The organism is Geodermatophilus sp. SYSU D00965, assembly GCF_054050075.1.
On sequence record NZ_JBJGYQ010000031.1, the window covers coordinates 1 to 19,992 of the forward strand.

The following is a 19,992-nucleotide window of genomic DNA, read 5'->3' on the forward strand; positions in this document are numbered from 1 at the left end:
CCCCCCCCCGCCCCCCCCCCCCCCCCCGCCCCGCCGCCCCCGCCCCCCCCCCCCCCCCCCCCCCCCCCCCCCCCCCCCCCCCCCCCCCCCCCGCGACCGCACATCCGCGTCGCGTGCACACCCCGTCGCCGCCGCAGCCCTCGTGACACGTCTCCGGGCGCGATTGCGCCGTCAGGTTGTTGCGTAGAGCGCGACGCGCTCTGTAATGTGCAACACACCGGTCGTCCTGAGCTCGCTGGCGGACGACGACCGTGGCTAGTCGCAGACCTGTGTTGTCCGACTTCCGGCGTCCCGCAGATCGCCGACGGAACCCCGAGGTGCCGTATGACCACCACCGAACAGCCCGCGAGCCTCATCTCCACGCTGCCGGGCCACTACTACACCGACCCCACCGTCTTCGCGCTGGAGCAGTCGCACGTCTTCGAGGACATGTGGTTCTGCGTGGTGCGGTCCAGCGACCTGGCCAAGCCCGGTTCGTTCAAGAAGGTCCAGGTGGGCAGCGAGAGCGTCCTCGTCGTCCGCGGCCGGGACGGGCAACTGCGCGCGTTCCTCAACATCTGCCGGCACCGCGGTGCGCAGATCTGCACGGAGGACTCGGGCGCGACCAACCGCGCCTTCCGGTGCCCGTACCACGCGTGGACCTACGACCTCGAGGGCAAGCTCATCGCGGCCCCCAACCTGACCAAGATGCCCGACATCGACCGGGTCGAGTACGGCCTGGTCACGGTGGCGCTGCGGGAGTGGCTGGGCTACGCGTGGGTGTGCCTGGCCAAGGAGCCCCCGTCCTTCGAGGACAGCGTCATGGGCGAGATCGTCGAGCGCCTCGGCAGCGTGGAGGCGATCGACCACTACGACCTCGACTCGCTGTCCGTGGGCCGCCGCGTCACCTACGACGTCAAGGCCAACTGGAAGCTGATCATCGAGAACTTCATGGAGTGCTACCACTGCGCGACGATCCACCCCGAGCTCACCGAGGTGCTGCCCGAGTTCGCCGACGGCTACGCGGCGCAGTACTTCGTCGGGCACGGCGCGGAGTTCGGCGACGACGTCAAGGGCTTCACCGTCGACGGCAGCGAGGGCTTCGACCGGCTGCCGGGCGTCGACGAGGACCAGGACCGCCGTTACTACGCCATCACGGTCAAGCCGACGGTCTTCGTCAACCTGGTGCCCGACCACGTCATCTTCCACCGCATGTTCCCGGTCTCGGTCGACCGGACGATCGTGGAGTGCGACTGGCTGTACACCCACGAGGTCGTCGAGTCGGGCCGGGACGTGTCGCGGTCGGTGGAGCTGTTCCACCGCGTGAACGAGCAGGACTTCGCCGCCTGCGAGCGGACCCAGCCGGCCATGTCCTCCCGGGCCTACGCCAAGGGCGGCGTGCTGGTGCCCTCCGAGCACCACATCGGCGCCTTCCACGACTGGCTGACGCAGCGCCTGGCCCGCTGATGGGAGGGCCTCCTGCCCCCGCCGGGGGCGGGAGTGCCCCCGTCCACCCGGTCCCGCGGCGCGCTCACCGGCGCGCCGCGGGACCGCGTCGCTCAGACGGCGAGGTAGCCGTCGTCGGTGACGACGACGGCGCCCAGGCGCACCAGCCGCTCCAGGTGCAGGCGGGCGGTGCGCCGTTCCACCGCGTCGACCAGCGGCAGCTGCACGTGTGGCCGGTACACCAGCCGGTGGGCGACGACGTCCTCGAGGGTCCGCGGCTGCCGGAGCAGCTCCAGGAGCACGTCGTCCCGACGGCGGATGACCGCCGCGAACCGGTCCAGCGCGGCGAGGAAGGCCGGGCGGCCCTCGACCACGCCGACGTGGTGGGAGGTCCCGTACCAGCGGGCCTCGACGTCGCGCAGGCGCGCGATCGAGGCCGCGAAGTCCTCCAGGTTGCTCGACAGGTCGCCGTAGTAGGGGCCGAACGACGTGAGGTCGACGTCCCCGAGGAACAGGAAGCCGTCGGGCTCGACGAGGAAGCCGCAGTGGCCCGCTGTGTGCCCCGGCAGGTGCAGGACCGTCACGGTCCGGCCGCCGAGGTCCAGGACGTCGCCGTCGTCGAACGTGCTGACGTCCCGGCGCTCGGCGAGGTGGAAGGTCTCGCGGAGCCCCTCCGCGACGTCCCCTGACTCGCGGGGCCCCATCCCGAACCCGGCCAGCAGGACGTCGGGGGAGCGGACGGCGCCGACCTCGGCCGGGTGGGCGAGGACCGGGGAGTCCGGGAACAGGTGCAGCCCGGCCAGGTGGTCCTCGTGGGCGTGGCTGACGGCGACCAGGTCCACGTTGCCGGGCGCCCCGCCGCGCCGGTGGACCTCGAGCGAGGGGTCCACCAGCACGGTGCCCCGCGTCCCGCGGATCAGCAGGGAGTTGCCGGCGGGGTAGCGGCCTGCCTCCGGGGAGCCGAGGACGGTGACGGCCCCGTACGACACGTCCAGGTCGGATCCGGCCGCGCTGCGCTCACCGGTCATCGCACCCGGCGTCCGACAGGCGGGCCAGCCACGCCCGCCGCCAGGCCTCGGTCCGCGCCACCTCGTTGAACGTGAAGAAGTGCAGGCCCTGCAGGCCGTGCCCGGGCTGCCCGAGGGCGGGCGCGAGGCGCTCGACCAGGCGGTCGGGCCGGTAGCCGTGCGGGAGGAAGAAGCGCCAGAAGAGGCTGTGCTGCTTGGCGAGGAAGCGGGCGGACTGGCCGAGACCGAGCCCGGCCGAGATGCGCACCAGCTTCTGCCGCGTCACCGCGCCGGGGAGTCCGACCCGGATCGGCAGGGCGACGCCGCGCTCGTGCACCTGGCGCGCCCAGGCCGTCGTCGTCGCGGGGTGGAAGCACAGCTGGGTGATGACGTGGGTCGCGTGCGGCGCCTTCCGTTCCAGCGCCCGCTCGATCAGCTCCGCGCTGATGTGCCCGTGGCCCTCGGGGTAGCCACCGATCCCCACGTGCCGGAAGGGGCGGCCGGCGGTCTCCAGCTCCTCGAGCAGGCTGAGCGCGTCGGGGAACGACCCGGCGGGCTCGGCGGCGTCACCCCCGACGACGAACACGCCGTCGACGCCGGCGTCGCGGAGCCGTGCCACGACGTCGGTCAGGTGCGCCGCGTCGCGGACCAGCCGAGCGGCCAGGTGGGGGCTGACCGCGAACCCCTGGCGGGAAAGCCGCTCGGCCAGCTCCAGCGTGGGCGTCAGGCCCTTGGCCTCGGTCACCGTCACGGTGAGGGGCACGGTCCGGGGGACGTGCTCGACGACCGACTCCTCGGCGCCGCGCAGCGGCAGCACCTCGTAGCTGGCCTCGCGCAGCGCCCGGGCCAGCGCGGCCCGGGCCCGCCCCCGGGCCGGCCGGCCGTCGTCCGGGGTCACCCGGCTCGGGCCGGGGACCTCAACGCACACGGGACGCCTCCGCGGCGATGGTGGTGTCCTCGCCCTGACCGGGCATGACCACCGTGTCCGCAGGGAGGGTCAGCAGGCACGAGCGGACCGAGCTGCGCAGGGTCGGCGCGTCGGTGGCGGAGTGCCCGGCGGCCCCGGGCAGGGTGCCGCCGGTGAAGACGGTGCCCAGGTCCCGCGAGTAGAGCGAGGTGCCCCCCGGGCTGTGGCCCGGGGTGTGCATCGAGAGCAGGAGCGTCCCGGCCACGGAGAAGGGCGTGCAGTGGCCGACCGCGGAGTCGGGCAGCGCACCCGGGTGGACGGCGCTCCAGAGCTCGAGGTCGGCGGGGTTGAGCCAGATCGGCGCGCCGGTGGCCTCGCGCAGGGCCACGGCGCCGCTGGCCTGCGCGCCGTGCCCGGAGGTGAGCACGATCGCCGTCACCGTCCGCCCGCCGACCGCCTCGAGGATCGGGGCGGCGTCGTGCGGGGCATCGATGACGAGCACCTCGTCATCGTCCCCGACCAGCCAGACGTTGGTCTCGGCCTGCCCGTCGGCACCGGAAGTGACCAGTCGGTCGACTCGCGCAGCCGTGCTGTACCTCGGTGAGCTCGCACGCTCGCTCACTTGTCCAACACCACCACGGAACGCAGCACCTCGCCCCGGCGCAGGTTGTCGAACGCCTCCTCGACGTCGTCCAGGCCGATGGCCTCGGTGACGAACTGGTCCAGCGGGAAGCGGCCCTGAAGGTACAGGTCGACCAGCATGGGGAAGTCGCGGCTGGGCAGGCAGTCGCCGTACCAGGAGGACTTCGTCGCGCCGCCGCGGCCGAAGACCTCGATGAGCGGCAGCTCGATCGTCATGTCCGGGGTCGGGACGCCGACCAGCACGACGCGGCCGGCCAGGTCGCGGGCGTAGAAGGCCTGCTCGAACACCGCTGGGTGGCCGACGGCGTCGATCGCGACGTCCACGCCGAAGCCGTTCGTGTGGCCCTTGATCGCCTCGACCGCGTCCGTCTGCCGCGAGTTGACCGTGTGGGTGGCACCGAACTGCCTCGCCCACTCCAGCTTCCGGTCCTCGATGTCGACGGCGACGATCGTGGTCGCGCCGGCCAGCTTGGCCCCGGCGATCGCGGCGTTCCCGACGCCGCCGCAGCCGAACACGGCGACGCTCTCGCCGCGGCGGACCGCGCCGGTGTTCATCGCCGCCCCGGCCCCGGCCATCACCCCGCAGCCCAGGAGCCCCGCGGCGGTCGCCGGGGCGGCCGGGTCGACCTTGGTGCACTGGCCGGAGTGGACCAGCGTCTTCTCCACGAACGCGCCGATGCCCAGCGCCGGGGACAGCTCCGTGCCGTCGGTGAGGGTCATCTTCTGCGCCGCGTTGTGGGTGTCGAAGCAGTACTGCGGCTGGCCCTTGAGGCAGGCGCGACACTGGCCGCAGACCGCCCGCCAGTTGAGGACCACGAAGTCGCCGACCGCGACGTCGGTGACCCCCTTCCCGACGGCGGAGACCACGCCGGCGGCCTCGTGGCCGAGCAGGAACGGGAACTCGTCGTTGATCCCGCCCTCGCGGTAGTGCAGGTCGGTGGCGCAGACCCCGCAGGCCTGCACGTCGACGACGGCCTCGCCCGGACCGGGGTCGGGGACGACGATCGTCTCGACGGCCACCGGGGCGCCCTTGCTGCGGGCGACGACGCCCTTCACCTCGTAGGCCATGGCGACGGATCTCCTCTCGTGGGGGATGTGTGGGACGGCGCGCGGCCGGGGTCCGGGGGACCGGTGCCGACCCCGGGGAGACCCGGGTCACATCGCTTCCGCTGAACCCTTGACCCCCGCCCGAGCGCCACCCTACGGTGTTGCACGACTGATATACCAGTCCCACGCACTGATTCATGACAGAAGGGACCCCGGCATGGTCGTCCAGGTTGAAGCCGTCGCGGACCGCGTGCTCGACCGATCGCTGGGAGACACCGACCCGGAGGTCTTCGACGCGATCGCCGCCGAGCTGACCCGGCAGCAGACCACGCTGGAGATGATCGCCAGCGAGAACTTCGCCCCCGTGGCGGTCATGCAGGCCCAGGGCTCGGTGCTGACCAACAAGTACGCCGAGGGCTACCCGGGCCGGCGGTACTACGGCGGCTGCGAGCACGTCGACGTGATCGAGCAACTGGCCATCGACCGGCTGAAGGCCCTGTTCGGCGCCGAGTACGCCAACGTCCAGCCGCACTCGGGTGCCCAGGCCAACGCCGCGGCGATGTCCGCCCTGCTCGACCCCGGCGACACCATCCTGGGCCTGGACCTGGCCCACGGGGGTCACCTGACCCACGGCATGAAGCTCAACTTCTCCGGCAAGCTCTACGACGTCGCCGCCTACCACGTGGGCCGCGAGGACCACCGGGTCGACATGGCCGAGGTGGAGAAGCTGGCGCAGGAGCGGCGGCCCAAGCTCATCGTCGCGGGCTGGTCGGCCTACCCCCGCCAGCTGGACTTCGCCGAGTTCCGGCGGATCGCCGACGAGGCCGGGGCCTACCTGATGGTCGACATGGCCCACTTCGCCGGGCTGGTGGCCGCCGGGCTGCACCCGTCGCCCGTGCCGCACGCGCACGTGGTCACCTCGACCACCCACAAGACGCTGGGCGGCCCGCGCGGCGGCGTCATCCTCGCGACGGCGGAGCTGGCCAAGAAGTTCAACTCGTCGGTCTTCCCCGGCCAGCAGGGGGGCCCGCTCGAGCACGTGATCGCCGCCAAGGCCGTCGCCTTCAAGCTGGCCGGCGAGCCCGCGTTCCGCGAGCGCCAGGAGCGCACCCTGGCCGGCGCCCGAATCCTGGCCGAGCGCCTGCTGGCCCCCGACTCCCGCGAGGCCGGCATCGACGTGGTCAGCGGCGGCACCGACGTGCACCTCGTCCTGGTGGACCTGCGCGAGTCGGCCCTCGACGGCCGGCAGGCCGAGGACCGGCTGCACTCCATCGGCATCACCGTCAACCGCAACGCGGTGCCCTTCGACCCCCGCCCGCCGATGGTCAGCTCCGGCGTCCGCATCGGCACCCCCGCGCTGGCGGCGCGCGGCTTCGACCTCGACGACTTCGCCGAGGTGGCCGACGTCATCGCCACGGCGCTCCGGCCCTCGACCGGGGACGACGAGCTCGCCGAGCTCCGCGCGCGGGTCACCCGGCTCGCCGACCGCCACCCGCTCTACCCCGACCTGACGGAGGTCCCCCGATGAGCCTCGGTTCCTCCCACGCCCCCCGCACCCCGCGCACCCCCGGCGCGGACCTGCCGGAGCACCCCGACGCCCTCTGGCGCGACGCGGAGCCGAAGCGCTCCTACGACGTGGTGATCGTCGGCGGCGGCGGACACGGCCTGGCCACCGCGCACTACCTCGCGAAGAACCACGGCATCACGAACGTCGCCGTCCTGGAGAAGGGCTGGCTGGCCGGCGGCAACATGGCCCGCAACACCACGATCATCCGGTCCAACTACCTGTGGGACGAGAGCTCGGCCATCTACGAGCACGCGCTCAAGCTGTGGGAGGGGCTCGAGGAGGACCTCGGCTACCCGATCCTGTTCAGCCAGCGCGGCGTGCTCAACCTCGCCCACACCCTGCAGGACGTCCGCGACAGCGTGCGCCGGGTCGAGGCCAACAAGCTCAACGGCGTCGACGCGGAGTGGCTGGAGCCCGACGAGGTCCGCAAGGTCTGCCCGGTCGTGAACACCTCGACCGACATCCGCTACCCGGTCCTGGGCGCGACGTACCAGCCGCGCGCCGGGATCGCCAAGCACGACTACGTGGCCTGGGGCTTCGCCCGCCGGGCCGACGAGGCGGGCATCGACCTCATCCAGGACTGCGAGGTCACCGGCTTCGCCACCGACGGCAACCGGGTCACCGGGGTGCAGACGACCCGCGGCACGATCGCCGCCGGCCGGGTCGCCCTGTGCGCGGCCGGCCACACCTCCGTGCTCACCGACATGCTCGGCATCCGGGTGCCGGTGCAGAGCCACCCGCTGCAGGCCCTGGTCTCCGAGCTGCTCGAGCCGGTGCACCCCACGGTGGTCATGTCCAACGCCGTCCACGTGTACGTCTCCCAGGCGCACAAGGGCGAGCTGGTCATGGGCGCCGGCGTCGACTCCTACAACGGCTACGGCCAGCGCGGCGCGTTCCACGTCATCGAGCGGCAGATGGCCGCCGCCGTCGAGCTGTTCCCGGTGTTCGCGCGGGCGCACCTGCTGCGCACCTGGGGCGGCATCGTCGACACCAGCCCCGACGCCTCGCCCATCGTGGGCCGCACCCCCTACGACAACCTCTACCTCAACTGCGGCTGGGGCACCGGCGGGTTCAAGGCCACCCCCGGCATCGGCTGGGCCCTGGCGCACACCATCGCCCACGACGAACCGCACCCGACCGTGGCGCCGTTCAGCCTCGACCGCTTCGTGACCGGCGCGCTCGTCGACGAGCACGGCGCGGCCGCCGTCGCCCACTGACCCAGGGAGTCCCCGTGCAACTCATCGCATGCCCGTGGTGCGGCCCCCGCGAGGAGGTCGAGTTCTCCTACGGCGGCCAGGCCCACGTCCCCTACCCGGAGAACCCGGCGGAGCTCTCCGACGAGGAGTGGGCGCACTACGTCTTCTTCCGCGCCAACCCCAAGGGCCGCTTCGCCGAGCGCTGGAACCACAGCGCCGGCTGCCGCCGCTGGTTCAACGCCGTCCGCGACACCGCCACCTACCGCTTCGAGCGCGTCTACCGCCTCGACGACCCCAAGCCGGTGACCCCATGACGAGCCCGTTCCGCACCGCCGAGGGCGGCCGCATCGACCGCACCACCACCGTCGAGTTCACCTTCGACGGGCAGACCCTCCCCGGCCACCCCGGCGACACGCTGGCCTCGGCGCTGCTCGCCAACGGCCGGCACCAGGTCGCCACGAGCATCAAGCTCGGCCGCCCCCGGGGCATCGCCGCGGCGTGGGCCGAGGACCCGGGCGGCCTCGTGCAGATCGAGGAGCCCTTCCCCGAGCCGATGCTGCTGGCCTCCACCGTCGAGCTCGCCGACGGGCTGGTCGCCCACGGCCTGCCGGGCCAGGGCCGGCTGGCCGACGTCCCCGACTCCGCGCGCTACGACGCCGTCCACGCCCACGTCGACGTCCTGGTCGTGGGGGCCGGGCCCGCGGGCCTGGCCGCCGCGCTCAGCGCCGCCCGGGCCGGGGCGCGCGTCGCCCTCGTCGACGAGCAGTCCGAGGCCGGTGGCTCGCTGCTCTCGGGCACCGACCGGCTCGACGGCGCTCCGGCGCTGCAGTGGGTCGCCGCGGCGGTCGCCGAGCTGGCCGCCTGCCCGGAGGTGCTGCACCTGCAGCGCACCACCGCCTTCGGCAGCTACGACGACGGCTTCGTCCTGGCGCTGGAGCGGCGGACCGACCACCTCGGCGCGTCCGCGCCCAAGCACCTGTCCCGCCAGCGGGTGTGGCGCATCCGGGCCCGCTCCGTCGTCGTGGCGACCGGAGCGCACGAGCGCCCGGTCGTGTTCGCCGACAACGACCGCCCGGGCACTCTGCTCGCCGGCGCCGCCCGGACGTTCCTGCACCGCTACGGCGTGCTGCCCGGTCGCGAGGCCGTCGTCTTCACCACCAACGACAGCGCCTACGACGCCGCCCTCGACCTCTTCCGCGCCGGGGTGCGGGTGCAGGCGGTGGTCGACGCCCGGCCGGAGGGCTCGCCGCGCCGGCGCGAGGAGTGCGAGCAGGCCGGCATCCGCGTCCTGTCCGGAGCCGTCGTGACCGGCACGCATGGCGTCGAGCGGGTCACGCACGCCCTGGTCGCGCCGTTCGCGGGCGGGGAGGTCGGCGCCGCGAGCGCGATCGCCTGCGACCTGCTCCTGGTGAGCGGGGGCTGGAACCCCGCGGTGCACCTGTTCAGCCAGGCCCGCGGCCGGCTGCGCTACGACGAGGGCCTCGGCGCGTTCGTGCCCGGCGAGGAGCTCGACGGCCTGTCGGTGGCCGGCTCGGCCGCCGGCGTGCTCGACCTGGCCGGGTGCCTGGCCGACGGGCAGCGCGCGGCTCGCGCGGCGTTGTCCGCGCTGGCGATCGCGCCGGCGGACGACGACCGGCTGCCCGCCGCCCCGGAGCCCGTCGTCCCGACCCCGCCGCTGGTGCTGTGGCGGGTGCCGGACACCACCGGCGCCGAGGGGAGCACCTCGTTCGTCGACCTGCAGCGCGACGCGACGGTCGCCGACATCGTCCGCGCGGTCGGCGCCGGCCTGCGGTCCATCGAGCACGTCAAGCGGTACACGACGATCGGCACCGCGCACGACCAGGGCAAGACCTCCGGCGTCCTCACCTCGGGGATCGTGGCCGAGCTGCTGGGGGTGCCGGTGCAGGACACCGGGACGACGACGTTCCGGCCGCCCTACACCCCCGTCGCCTTCGCTGCCCTGGCCGGCCGCGACCGCGGCCGGCTCTTCGACCCCGAGCGGGTCACCGCCCTGCACGAGTGGCACGTCGCGGCCGGGGCGGTCTTCGAGGACGTCGGCCAGTGGAAGCGGCCCCGCTACTACCCGCGGCCCGGCGAGGACATGGAGACCGCGGTCCTCCGCGAGTGCGCCGCGGCCCGCACCGGCGTCGGGATCCTCGACGGCTCCACCCTCGGCAAGATCGACGTCCAGGGCCCGGACGCCGCCGTCCTGCTCGACCGGCTCTACACCAACCTGATGAGCAGCCTGAAGGTCGGGTCGGTCCGCTACGGCGTCATGTGCGGCGTCGACGGCATGGTCATCGACGACGGCACGGTGCTGCGCCTGGCCGAGGACCGCTTCCTGGTCCTCACCACCACCGGCGGCGCGGCGAAGATCCTCGACTGGATGGAGGAGTGGGTCCAGACCGAGTGGCCGGACCTGCGGGTCCACTGCACCTCGGTCACCGAGCAGTGGGTCACCTTCCCGGTCGTCGGCCCCCGCTCCCGCGACGTCGTCGGCGCGGTGTTCCCCGGCGTGGACGTCGCCAACGAGGCGTTCCCCTTCATGACCTGGCGGGACACCACCCTGGACGGCGTGCCGGTCCGGCTGGCCCGGATCAGCTTCTCCGGCGAGCTCGCGTACGAGGTCTACGTCAACCCCTGGTACGCGGTCGCGGTGTGGCAGCGGCTGCTCGAGGCCGGCCGCCCGTACGGCATCACGCCGTACGGCACCGAGACGATGCACGTCCTCCGCGCGGAGAAGGGCTACCCGATCATCGGGCAGGACACCGACGGCACGGTCACCCCGCAGGACCTCGGCATGGGCTGGGCGGTGTCGAAGAAGAAGCCCGACTTCATCGGCAAGCGCAGCTTCTCGCGGCCGGCCAACTCCGACCCGCTGCGCAAGCAGCTGGTCGGGCTGCTGCCCGTCGACCGGCGGACCGTGCTGCCGGAGGGCTCGCAGATCGTCGAGTACCGCGCGGACGGCCAGCTGCCGCCCCCGCCGGTCCCGATGCTGGGCCACGTCACCTCCAGCTACCGCAGCGCCGAGCTCGCCCGCCCCTTCGCCCTGGCGCTGGTCAAGGGCGGCCGGGAGCGCATCGGCGAGACCGTCCACGTCCCCGTCAACGGCACCCTCGTCCCGGTCGAGGTCACCGGGTCGGTGCTGGTCGATCCCGAAGGAGCCCGTCGCGATGGCTGAGCTGCTGCGCACGCACCCGCTCGAGGCGTGGAGCAGCGCCTTCGAGCGCCTGCCCGACACCGTCGGCATCGCCGCCGAGCCGTACGTGGCGATGGTCGACGTCCGGCTCGGCTCGGTCGGCCCCGAGGCGTCGGCGGCGCTGGGCGTCGACCTGCCGACGGCGCCCAACACCTGGGTGCCGGCCGGGTCGGGGCGGGCGGTCTGGCTCGGCCCGGACGAGTGGCTGCTCACCAGCACCACCGAGGCTCCCGAGGAGCTCGAGGCCCGGGTGCGCGCGGCCGTCCTCCCGCTCGGCGGGTCCGCGACCGACGTCTCGGCGCAGCGGATCGGCCTCCGCCTGACGGGGGCCCGGGTGCGCGACGTCCTTGCCAAGGGCTGCTCCATCGACCTGCACCCGCGGGTGGCCGGCCGGGGGAGCAGCGCGCAGACCACGCTCGGCCAGGCCGGCGTCGTCCTGCTGGTCCTCTCCGACACCGGCGACGACGTCGTCGTCCTCGTCCGGTCGTCCTTCGCCGGCTACCTGGCCGAGTGGCTGCTCGACGCGGCCCTCGAGTTCACCCCCGTTCCCACCCACGACCGCTGACGGTCCGTCAGTCAGGAGCAGAGCAATGTCCAGCACCCCTCGTGTGGTCATCATCGGAGCGGGGATCGTCGGGGCCAACCTGGCCGACGAACTGACCGCCCGTGGCTGGGACCGCGTCACCGTCGTCGACCAGGGACCCCTCCCGCTGACCGGGGGCTCCACGTCGCACGCACCCGGGCTGGTCTTCCAGACCAACGCCTCCAAGACGATGACCGCGTTCGCCAGCTACACCGTCGAGAAGCTGCTGAGCATCGACGTCGACGGCGCCTGGTGCTTCAACCAGGTCGGCGGGCTCGAGGTCGCCACCACGCCCGAGCGGCTCGCGGACCTGCACCGCAAGCAGGGCTGGGCCACCTCGTGGGGCGTCGAGGCTCAGGTGGTCGACGTCGACGAGTGCGTGCGGCTGCACCCGCTGGTCGACCGCGACCGCATCCTCGGCGGCCTGCACATCCCCAGTGACGGCCTGGCCAAGGCGTCCCGGGCGGTCGTCGCCCTGGCCCGCCGCGCCGAGGCCCGGGGTGCCCGCTTCCAGGGCTCGACCCGGGTCACCGGCATCGAGCAGTCCGGCGGGCGGGTCACCGGCGTCCGGACGCCGGACGGCGTCATCCCCGCCGACCTCGTCGTCTCCTGCGCCGGCTTCTGGGGCCAGGAGCTCGGCGCGATGGTCGGCATGGACGTGCCGCTGCTGCCGCTGGCCCACCAGTTCGTCTGGACCGGCCAGGTGCCCGACCTGGTCGGCCGCAACACCGAGCTCGGCGAGGCGAGCCTGCCGATCCTGCGGCACCAGGACCAGGACCTCTACTACCGGGAGCGCGGCGACACCCTGGGCATCGGCTCCTACGCCCACCGGCCGATGCCGGTCGACCTGCGGGAGCTGCCCCAGGGGGACGGCGTCGGGGAGGAGTCGATGCCCTCGATGCTGCCGTTCACCGAGGAGGACTTCGCCGCCCAGTGGGAGGAGAGCCAGCTGCTGCTGCCCTCGCTGCGCGCCTCGAAGATCGACTCGGGCTTCAACGGCGTCTTCTCGTTCACGCCGGACGGCGGCCCGCTGATCGGGGAGTCGCGGGACGTGGCCGGCTTCTGGATCGCCGAGGCGGTCTGGGTCACGCACTCCGCCGGGGTCGGCCGGGCGGTGGCCCAGCTGCTCGTCGACGGCCGCAGCAAGGTCGACCTGCACGGCTGCGACGTGCACCGGTTCGAGGACGTCCAGCTCGCCCCGGAGTACGTCAGCGAGACCTCGCAGCAGAACTTCGTCGAGATCTACGACGTGATCCACCCGCTGCAGCCCCGCCTGTCCCCGCGCGACCTGCGGGTCAGCCCCTTCCACGCCCGGCAGCAGGAGCTCGGCGCGGTCTTCCTCGAGGCCGGCGGCTGGGAGCGGCCGCACTGGTACGAGGCCAACGCCGGCCTGCTCGACGAGCTGCCCGCGGAGTGGGTGCCGCCGGAGCGCGACGCGTGGGCGGGGCAGTTCTGGTCCCCGATCGCGGCGGCCGAGGCGTGGAAGACCCGCACCGCCGTGGCGATGTACGACATGACGCCGCTCAAGCGGCTCGAGGTCAGCGGCCCCGGGGCCCTCGCGCTCCTGCAGCGGCTGACGACGGGGGAGATGGACAAGTCCGTCGGGTCGGTGACCTACACCCTCGCCCTCGACGAGGCCGGCGGCATCCGCAGCGACCTCACCGTCGCCCGGCTCGGCGAGCAGCTGTTCCAGGTCGGCGCCAACGGCCCGCTCGACCTCGACCACCTCCTGCGCGAGGCGCCGGACGACGGCAGCGTCCAGGTCCGTGACATCACCGGCGGCACCTGCTGCATCGGGCTGTGGGGCCCGCGGGCCCGGGACCTGGTCGCGCGGGTCAGCGCCGACGACTTCTCCAACGACGGGCTGAAGTACTTCCGCGCCAAGCGGGCGCGGATCGGCGGGGTGCCGGTGACGGCGATGCGGCTGTCCTACGTGGGCGAGCTCGGCTGGGAGATCTACACCAGCGCCGACACCGGCCGGCGGCTGTGGGACGTGCTGTGGCGCGCAGGCCAGGACCTCGGCGTGATCGCCGCGGGCCGTGCCGCCTTCAACAGCCTCCGGCTGGAGAAGGGCTACCGCGCCTGGGGCCACGACATGACCACCGAGCACGACCCGTACGAGGCCGGCCTCGGGTTCGCCGTCCGCAAGCAGAAGCAGGGCCACATCGGCAGTCGGGCCCTCGCCGGGAAGAGCGCGGACACGGTCAGCCGCCGGCTGTCCTGCCTGACGATCGACGACGGCCGCAGCGTCGTCCTCGGCCACGAGCCGGTCCTCGTCGACGGCCGCCCGGCCGGCTACGTGACCAGCGCGGCCTTCGGGCACACCGTGGGCCGGCCGATCGCCTACGCCTGGCTGCCCGCCTCGGCGACCGTCGGCACGCAGGTGGAGATCGAGTACTTCGGCACCCGGATCGCGGCCACCGTCGCCGCCGAGCCGCTCGTCGACCCGGAGATGGCCCGCATCCGCGGCTGAAGGAGGGACAGCACGTGCGCACCGACAGCATCGAGACGTTCCTGGCGCAGCTCGCCGCCAGGGTGCCCGCACCGGGGGGAGGGGCCACCGCCGCGCTGCACGCGGCCCAGGCCGCCGCCCTCGTGGCGATGGTCGCCCGCTACAGCGACTCGGCGAGGTACGCCGAGCACGCCGAGGAGATCACCACCATCATGCACACCGCCGACCGGCTGCGCGTGAACGCGCTGGGCCTGGCCGAGGAGGACGCCGCGGCCTTCACCGCGGTCACCGAGGCCTACCGGCTCCCGAAGGGGACCGCCGAGGAGGCCGCCGCCCGGTCCGACGCCATCGCGACGGCCCTGGTCGCCGCCGCGCACGTGCCGGCGATCGTCGTGGCCGTCGCCGAGCAGGTGCTGGACCTGGCCGAGCGGCTCCTGCCGATCGGCAACCGCAGCGTGGTCAGCGACGTCGCCGCCGCGGCGGAGGCGGCCCGGGCCGCGGCCACGACGGCGCGGGTCAACGTGGAGGTCAACCTCGGCGGCATCAAGGACCCGACGGCCTGGGGTGAGCTCGCCGCGGTCGTCGACACCGTCGACGACCTGGTGCTGCGCGCGGAGAAGGTCACCGCCGCCGTCCGGGACGGGCTGGTCCGGTGACCGCGACGCTGAGCGGCACCGAGCTGGCCGCCCGCATCCGCGCCGAGGCGGCCACCGCTGCCGCCGAACTGGCCGCGGCCGGGACCCCGCCCCGGCTGGCCGTGGTCGTCGCGACGGCGGACGAGTCCAGCGCCTGGTACGTCCGCTCCATCGCCCGGGCCGCGGACCGGACCGGCATCGCCTGCGCGGTGGTCGACCTGGGGGAGACCGCGACGCCGGACCGCATCCGCGCCGAGCTGGCCGCGCTCAGCGCGGACCCCGCGGTGCACGGGATCATCCTGCAGACCCCGCTGCCGGCCGGCGCCGTCGTCGAGGACCTGGCCGCGTCGATCGACCCGGCCAAGGACGTCGACGGCGCCAACCCGCTCAGCCTGGGACGGCTGGCCGCCGGCCTGCCCGCGCACCCACCGGCGACCGCCGAGGCCGTGCTCGCGCTGCTGGACGCCCACGGGGTCCCGCTGTCCGGGGCGCACGCCGTCGTCGTGGGCCGCTCGACCGTCGTCGGCAAGCCCGCGGCGCACCTGCTGCTGCAGCGGGACGCCACCGTGACCGTCTGCCACAGCCGCACCAAGGACCTGGCCGCGGTGACCCGGTCCGCGGACGTGCTCGTCGCGGCCGTCGGGCGGCCGGAGCTCATCACGGCCGAGCACGTCGCCGAGGACGCGGTCGTCATCGACGTCGGGACCAACCCGACGGCCGACGGCGGACTGGTCGGGGACGTCGACGCCGGCTCGGTCACCGGGCGGGCGGCCGGCCTGACCCCGGTGCCCGGCGGGGTCGGCCCGGTGACCACCGCGCTGTTGTTGCAGCACACCGTCGACTCCGCGCGCGGGTCGACGTGACGGCCACGGCGCTGGTGGAGGCCCCGCACTCGACCGCCACCGCCGACTCGCTCGGCCGGCTGCTCCGCGGGGGGCGGCCCCTGGTCTGCGGCATCCTCAACGTCACCCCCGACTCCTTCTCCGACGGCGGGCGCTTCGACGACCTCGAGCGGGCCGTCGAGCACGGCCGCCGCCTGGCGGCCGAGGGCGCCGACCTGATCGACATCGGCGGGGAGTCGACCCGGCCGGGCTCGCGGCCGCCGTCCCCGGCCGAGGAGCTGGACCGCGTCGTCCCGGTGGTCGAGGCGCTGGCCGGGCAGGTCCCCGTGCCGCTGTCGGTCGACACCTCGCGGCCCGAGGTCATGCGCGCGGCGGTGGCCGCCGGCGCGAGCATGGTCAACGACGTGCGGGCGCTGCAGCGGCCGGGCGCCCTCGCGGCCGCCGCGGAGCTCGACGTGCCGGTGTGCCTGGTGCACATGCAGCGCTCGCCGGAGTCCATGCAGGAGGACCCCCGCTACGGGGACGTCGTCGCCGAGGTGCGCGCCTGCCTCGCCGAGCGGATCGCCGCCTGCCTCGACGCCGGCGTCCGCCCGGAGCACCTGGTGGTCGACCCGGGGTTCGGGTTCGGCAAGACGCTGGCGCACAACGTCGCGCTGCTGGCGTCGCTCGACGCGGTCGCCGGCCTCGGGGTGCCTGTCCTGGTGGGGCTGTCGCGCAAGTCGATGCTCGGGCAGCTGACCGGGCGGGCCGTGGGGGAGCGGCTGCCCGGTTCCCTGGCCGCGGCGCTGGTCGCGGTCCAGCGTGGAGCGTCGGTGCTTCGCGTGCACGACGTCGCGGCCACGCGCGACGCCCTGGCGGTCCTGTCCGCCGTCGGCTCGGCCTGAGCGGCCCGCGCCGGCGGCGCCCCGACCGCGCGTCAGCAGTCGAACACCGACCAGCAGATGTCGTTCCGCAGCCGCTGGTCGTCGAGCACGAGCGCGCGGATGGCCTCCGGGAGCCGGTCGCGCTGCCACTGGCACTCGCGTCGCCCGGCGCGCTCCGCCTCTCCGTCCGGCGCGGCGGCACGTGCGGCCTTGATCGCGTAGGCGGCCGCGCCGAGCTCGTGGGCGGCGACGTGCGCGACGACTGCCGCCTGGCCGGCGGCGTAGGCGGCATGGCGCGCTGCTCCACGCAGGTCTCTGGCCGCGCCCATCGCGTGGCCGCCCGCGGTGCGGGCCCGGGACATCGGAATCTCGCCCCGCGCCCAGGCGCGGGCGTGCTGGATCGCCTGACGCGGTCGCGGGTCACCGGGCCGAGCCGACTCGAACAGGTCGAGGACGTGCTCGGCGCACGAGGCCGCCCACAGGGCCAGGAGCTGGTGATCGGGGTCGGTGAGGGTCCCACCGCGGCGGATCGTCACGAACCGGGGGTCGCGCTCCTTCGGGAGGATCACCGCGACACCCCTCAGATGACCGCGCGGATCGCCCGCTCGAAGCCGAGGACGTGCTCACGGGCGAGGTCGTCGGCCCGATCGGCGTCGCCGGCGGCGATCGCCCGCAGCAGCTCCACGTGCTCGCCGACGTGCTCGTCCACCGTCGGCAGCCGGTCGAGGAACAGGCAGAAGATCCGCGTGGCCAGGTTGTCGTAGCGGATGAGGACGTCCTCGAGGTGCGGGTTCCCCGAGGCCCGGTAGATGGCCCGGTGCACCGCGAGGTCCCAGCGCATCAGCTCGGTGCGGTCGATCCCGGTGACGTCGAGGTCCTCGATGCCCGTGGCCAGCTCGTCGAGCTCGGCGTGGCCCACGCGGGAGGCCCGCTCCGCGGCACGACGGGCGGCCAGCGGTTCGAGCTGGGCGCGGATCTCGGAGATGTGCGCCAGGTCGGAGATGTCCATGCCGGTCGCGAACGTCCCGCGCCGCGGATAGGAGACGACCAGCCGGTCGCCCTCGAGTCGCTTGAGCGCCTCGCGCACGGGGGTGCGGCCCACGCCGAGGTCCTTGGCCAGCTCGTCGTCGTCGATCGGGTCACCCGGACGGATGGCCAGCATGATCAGCCGGTCCCGGATCGCCACGTAGGCCTTGTCCGCCAGCGACGTGGCGGCGGACGGGTCGAGCTCCAGCGGTGCGAGGGTCACGAGCAGATCGTAGAGGTTGATGGCCAGAGGGCCTTGCCTCTTCAGAGGGATCGACATACCTTCACAGTACATCTGATATACCAACTGTGTACCTGTCTACACGGTTGCAGTTGACACACCGCGGGGAGAGGGAGGCACCGGGTGACGATCAGCGCCTTCGACCTGTTCAAGGTCGGCATCGGGCCGTCCAGCTCCCACACCGTCGGCCCCATGCGGGCGGCCTGCACCTTCGCCTCGCGCCTGTCCGAGGAGGGGCTGCTCGGGCGGGTGGCCGGCGTCCGGTGCGAGCTGTTCGGGTCGCTCGGCGCCACCGGGCACGGCCACGGCAGCGTCAAGGCCGTCGTCCTCGGCCTGGAGGGGGAGCGGCCCGACCTCGTCGACCCCGTCGCGGCCGAGCCGCGGGTCGAGACGATCCGCCGCGAGGGCAGGCTCCGGCTGGCCGGCGAGCACCCGATCGCGTTCTCGGTGGACGACGACGTCGTGCTGCACCGGCGCAAGCGGCTGGAGTTCCACAGCAACGGGATGCTCTTCTCGGCCGTCGACGCCGACGGGGTGGAGCTGTGCCGCCGCGAGTACTACTCGGTGGGCGGCGGGTTCGTCCTCGACGAGGACGAGGCCGGCAACCCGGTCGTCGTCGAGGACAGCACGCCGGTGCGGTACCCCTTCCGCACCGGCGAGGAGCTGCTGGCGCGCACCCGGGAGACCGGGCTGCGGATCAGCGACGTGATGCTGGCCAACGAGCTCTCCTGGCGCACCGAGGCCGACGTCCGCGCCGGCCTGCTGCACATCTGGTCGGTCATGCAGGAGTGCGTGGAGCGCGGCACGCGGACCACCGGCGTCCTGCCCGGCGGCCTCAAGGTGCGGCGGCGCGCGGCCGCGCTGCGGGACCAGCTCGAGGCCGCCCGCGACGAGGCCGACCCGCTGCGCGCGATGGAGTGGGTGACCCTCTACGCCCTGGCGGTCAACGAGGAGAACGCCGCCGGCGGGCGGGTGGTCACCGCACCCACCAACGGCGCCGCCGGCATCGTGCCCGCGGTCCTGCACTACTACCGCGACTTCGTCGACTCCTACGGCGAGGACGGCGTCGTGCGGTTCCTGCTCACCGCCGCGGCGATCGGGCTGCTGTTCAAGGAGAACGCCTCGATCTCCGGCGCGGAGGTCGGCTGCCAGGGCGAGGTCGGCTCGGCCTGCTCCATGGCCGCCGCCGGGCTCGCCGAGGTCCTGGGCGGGACCCCGGAGCAGGTGGAGAACGCCGCCGAGATCGGCATCGAGCACAACCTCGGGCTCACCTGCGACCCCGTCGGCGGCCTGGTGCAGATCCCGTGCATCGAGCGCAACGCCGTCGGCTCGGTCAAGGCCATCACCGCGGCGCGCATGGCCGTGCGCGGGGACGGCCGGCACCACGTCCCCCTGGACAAGGCGATCAAGACCATGCGCGAGACCGGCGCGGACATGAAGGACAAGTACAAGGAGACCGCCCGTGGCGGGCTGGCGCTCAACATCGTCGAGTGCTGAGGAGGCACCCGTGTCCCACCCCTTCACCCTCACGCTGAGCTGCCAGGAGCGTCCGGGGATCGTGCACGCGGTCAGTTCGTTCCTGTTCGAGCACGGCTGCGACATCGTCGAGCACCAGCAGTTCGACGACGCCGTCCGCGGTCAGCTGTTCCTGCGGACGGCGTTCGTCTGCTCGCAGGACACCGACGCCGGCCGCCTGTCGGAGGACTTCCGGACGGTGGCCGACGAGTTCGGCATGAGCTACTCCGTCACGGGTGACCAGCCGCAGCGCGTGCTCGTCATGGTCTCCAAGCTCGGCCACTGCCTCAACGACCTGATCTTCCGCTGGCGGGCGGGCAGCCTCGGCGCCGACCTCGTCGCCGTGGTCTCCAACCACGAGGACCTGCGCCCGATGGCGGAGGCGGCCGGGCTGCCGTTCCACCACGTGCCCGTGACGCCGGCGACCAAGCGGGAGGCCGAGGCGCGGCTGCTCGAGCTGGTCGACGAGCACCGCGCCGACCTGGTCGTGCTCGCCCGGTACATGCAGGTGCTCTCCGACGAGACCTGCGCCGCCCTGCACGGCCGGGCGATCAACATCCACCACTCGTTCCTGCCGGGCTTCAAGGGCGCCAAGCCCTACCACCAGGCCTTCGACCGCGGCGTGAAGCTGGTCGGCGCGACCGCGCACTACGTCACCCCCGACCTGGACGAGGGTCCGATCATCGAGCAGGAGGTCATCCGCATCGACCACACCTACGACCCGCGCGCGCTGGCCACCGTCGGCCAGGACGCCGAGGCGCTGGCCCTGTCGCGGGCCGTCCGGTGGCACGGCGAGCGGCGGGTGCTGCTCAACGGCCACAGCACCGTCGTCTTCCGTTGACCCG

General features: G+C 73.8%; 18 protein-coding genes. 12 read left to right on the forward strand and 6 right to left on the reverse strand.

The window, feature by feature from the left end; genetic code table 11:
* The first annotated feature begins 324 nt into the window (after positions 1–324).
* Entirely contained in the window at positions 325–1,446 is a 1,122-nt protein-coding gene (locus ACI789_RS22470) for an aromatic ring-hydroxylating oxygenase subunit alpha (protein WP_457011692.1), read from the forward strand.
* A gap of 92 nt (positions 1,447–1,538) precedes the next feature.
* Here the strand turns inward: ACI789_RS22470 and ACI789_RS22475 are convergent, their stop codons facing one another.
* The 4 genes from ACI789_RS22475 to ACI789_RS22490 are packed head-to-tail and all read right to left on the reverse strand — an operon-like array spanning position 1,539 to position 5,049.
* The gene (locus tag ACI789_RS22475) at positions 1,539–2,453 is read right to left on the reverse strand and encodes an MBL fold metallo-hydrolase (protein ID WP_457011694.1); all 915 of its coding nucleotides are present in this window, start codon (positions 2,451–2,453) and stop codon (positions 1,539–1,541) included.
* Positions 2,443–3,360: a methylenetetrahydrofolate reductase gene (locus ACI789_RS22480; RefSeq protein WP_457011695.1), complete on the reverse strand. Its 918-nt coding sequence runs from the start codon at positions 3,358–3,360 to the stop codon at positions 2,443–2,445. The genes ACI789_RS22475 and ACI789_RS22480 overlap by 11 nt, the downstream gene beginning before the upstream one ends.
* Positions 3,350–3,961, reverse strand: coding sequence for an MBL fold metallo-hydrolase (locus tag ACI789_RS22485; RefSeq protein WP_457011696.1), 612 nt, complete (start codon positions 3,959–3,961; stop codon positions 3,350–3,352). Before ACI789_RS22485 ends, ACI789_RS22480 begins: the two co-directional genes overlap by 11 nt.
* On the reverse strand, positions 3,958–5,049 hold the full coding sequence (locus tag ACI789_RS22490; RefSeq protein WP_457011697.1) for an S-(hydroxymethyl)mycothiol dehydrogenase: 1,092 nt from the start codon (positions 5,047–5,049) through the stop codon (positions 3,958–3,960). The genes ACI789_RS22485 and ACI789_RS22490 overlap by 4 nt, the downstream gene beginning before the upstream one ends.
* Before the next feature lie 196 nt (positions 5,050–5,245).
* Here ACI789_RS22490 and glyA point away from each other — a divergent pair, with 196 nt between their 5' ends.
* The 9 genes from glyA to folP are packed head-to-tail and all read left to right on the forward strand — an operon-like array spanning position 5,246 to position 16,386.
* Positions 5,246–6,556 carry a serine hydroxymethyltransferase gene (gene glyA / locus ACI789_RS22495; protein ID WP_457011698.1) on the forward strand — a complete coding sequence of 437 codons (1,311 nt, stop codon included), beginning with the start codon at positions 5,246–5,248 and terminating at the stop codon, positions 6,554–6,556.
* A complete protein-coding gene (locus ACI789_RS22500; protein WP_456919584.1) occupies positions 6,553–7,812 on the forward strand; it encodes a sarcosine oxidase subunit beta family protein in 1,260 nt (419 codons plus the stop codon). The genes glyA and ACI789_RS22500 overlap by 4 nt, the downstream gene beginning before the upstream one ends.
* 14 nt (positions 7,813–7,826) lie before the next feature.
* The gene (locus ACI789_RS22505) at positions 7,827–8,105 is read left to right on the forward strand and encodes a sarcosine oxidase subunit delta (RefSeq protein ID WP_457011700.1); all 279 of its coding nucleotides are present in this window, start codon (positions 7,827–7,829) and stop codon (positions 8,103–8,105) included.
* Complete coding sequence (locus ACI789_RS22510; protein WP_457011702.1) at positions 8,102–10,972, forward strand: 2Fe-2S iron-sulfur cluster-binding protein; 2,871 nt, start codon at positions 8,102–8,104, stop codon at positions 10,970–10,972. Before ACI789_RS22505 ends, ACI789_RS22510 begins: the two co-directional genes overlap by 4 nt.
* Positions 10,965–11,555 (forward strand): sarcosine oxidase subunit gamma, encoded by a 591-nt coding sequence (locus ACI789_RS22515; RefSeq protein ID WP_457011703.1) that lies wholly within the window; start codon positions 10,965–10,967, stop codon positions 11,553–11,555. Before ACI789_RS22510 ends, ACI789_RS22515 begins: the two co-directional genes overlap by 8 nt.
* A 25-nt stretch (positions 11,556–11,580) precedes the next feature.
* Positions 11,581–14,046: a GcvT family protein gene (locus ACI789_RS22520; RefSeq protein ID WP_457011705.1), complete on the forward strand. Its 2,466-nt coding sequence runs from the start codon at positions 11,581–11,583 to the stop codon at positions 14,044–14,046.
* Positions 14,047–14,060: 14 nt separating this feature from the next.
* Positions 14,061–14,681 carry a cyclodeaminase/cyclohydrolase family protein gene (locus ACI789_RS22525; protein ID WP_457011707.1) on the forward strand — a complete coding sequence of 207 codons (621 nt, stop codon included), beginning with the start codon at positions 14,061–14,063 and terminating at the stop codon, positions 14,679–14,681.
* Positions 14,678–15,523, forward strand: coding sequence for a bifunctional 5,10-methylenetetrahydrofolate dehydrogenase/5,10-methenyltetrahydrofolate cyclohydrolase (locus ACI789_RS22530; RefSeq protein ID WP_457011709.1), 846 nt, complete (start codon positions 14,678–14,680; stop codon positions 15,521–15,523). The genes ACI789_RS22525 and ACI789_RS22530 overlap by 4 nt, the downstream gene beginning before the upstream one ends.
* The gene (gene folP, locus ACI789_RS22535; RefSeq protein ID WP_457011711.1) at positions 15,520–16,386 is read left to right on the forward strand and encodes a dihydropteroate synthase; all 867 of its coding nucleotides are present in this window, start codon (positions 15,520–15,522) and stop codon (positions 16,384–16,386) included. The genes ACI789_RS22530 and folP overlap by 4 nt, the downstream gene beginning before the upstream one ends.
* A 32-nt stretch (positions 16,387–16,418) precedes the next feature.
* Here folP and ACI789_RS22540 read toward each other — a convergent pair whose 3' ends face one another.
* Together ACI789_RS22540 and ACI789_RS22545 are read right to left on the reverse strand one after the other, a co-directional pair.
* Entirely contained in the window at positions 16,419–16,934 is a 516-nt protein-coding gene (locus ACI789_RS22540; protein WP_457011712.1) for a putative immunity protein, read from the reverse strand.
* An 11-nt stretch (positions 16,935–16,945) separates the two neighbouring features.
* Positions 16,946–17,614 (reverse strand): GntR family transcriptional regulator, encoded by a 669-nt coding sequence (locus ACI789_RS22545; protein ID WP_457011714.1) that lies wholly within the window; start codon positions 17,612–17,614, stop codon positions 16,946–16,948.
* A 141-nt stretch (positions 17,615–17,755) separates the two neighbouring features.
* Between ACI789_RS22545 and ACI789_RS22550 the strand changes: the two genes are divergently transcribed.
* Positions 17,756–19,129, forward strand: a complete 1,374-nt coding sequence (locus ACI789_RS22550; protein WP_457011716.1) for an L-serine ammonia-lyase — start codon at positions 17,756–17,758, stop codon at positions 19,127–19,129.
* Positions 19,130–19,139: 10 nt separating this feature from the next.
* Positions 19,140–19,988 carry a formyltetrahydrofolate deformylase gene (gene purU / locus ACI789_RS22555; RefSeq protein WP_457011718.1) on the forward strand — a complete coding sequence of 283 codons (849 nt, stop codon included), beginning with the start codon at positions 19,140–19,142 and terminating at the stop codon, positions 19,986–19,988.
* Positions 19,989–19,992: the final 4 nt, after the last annotated feature.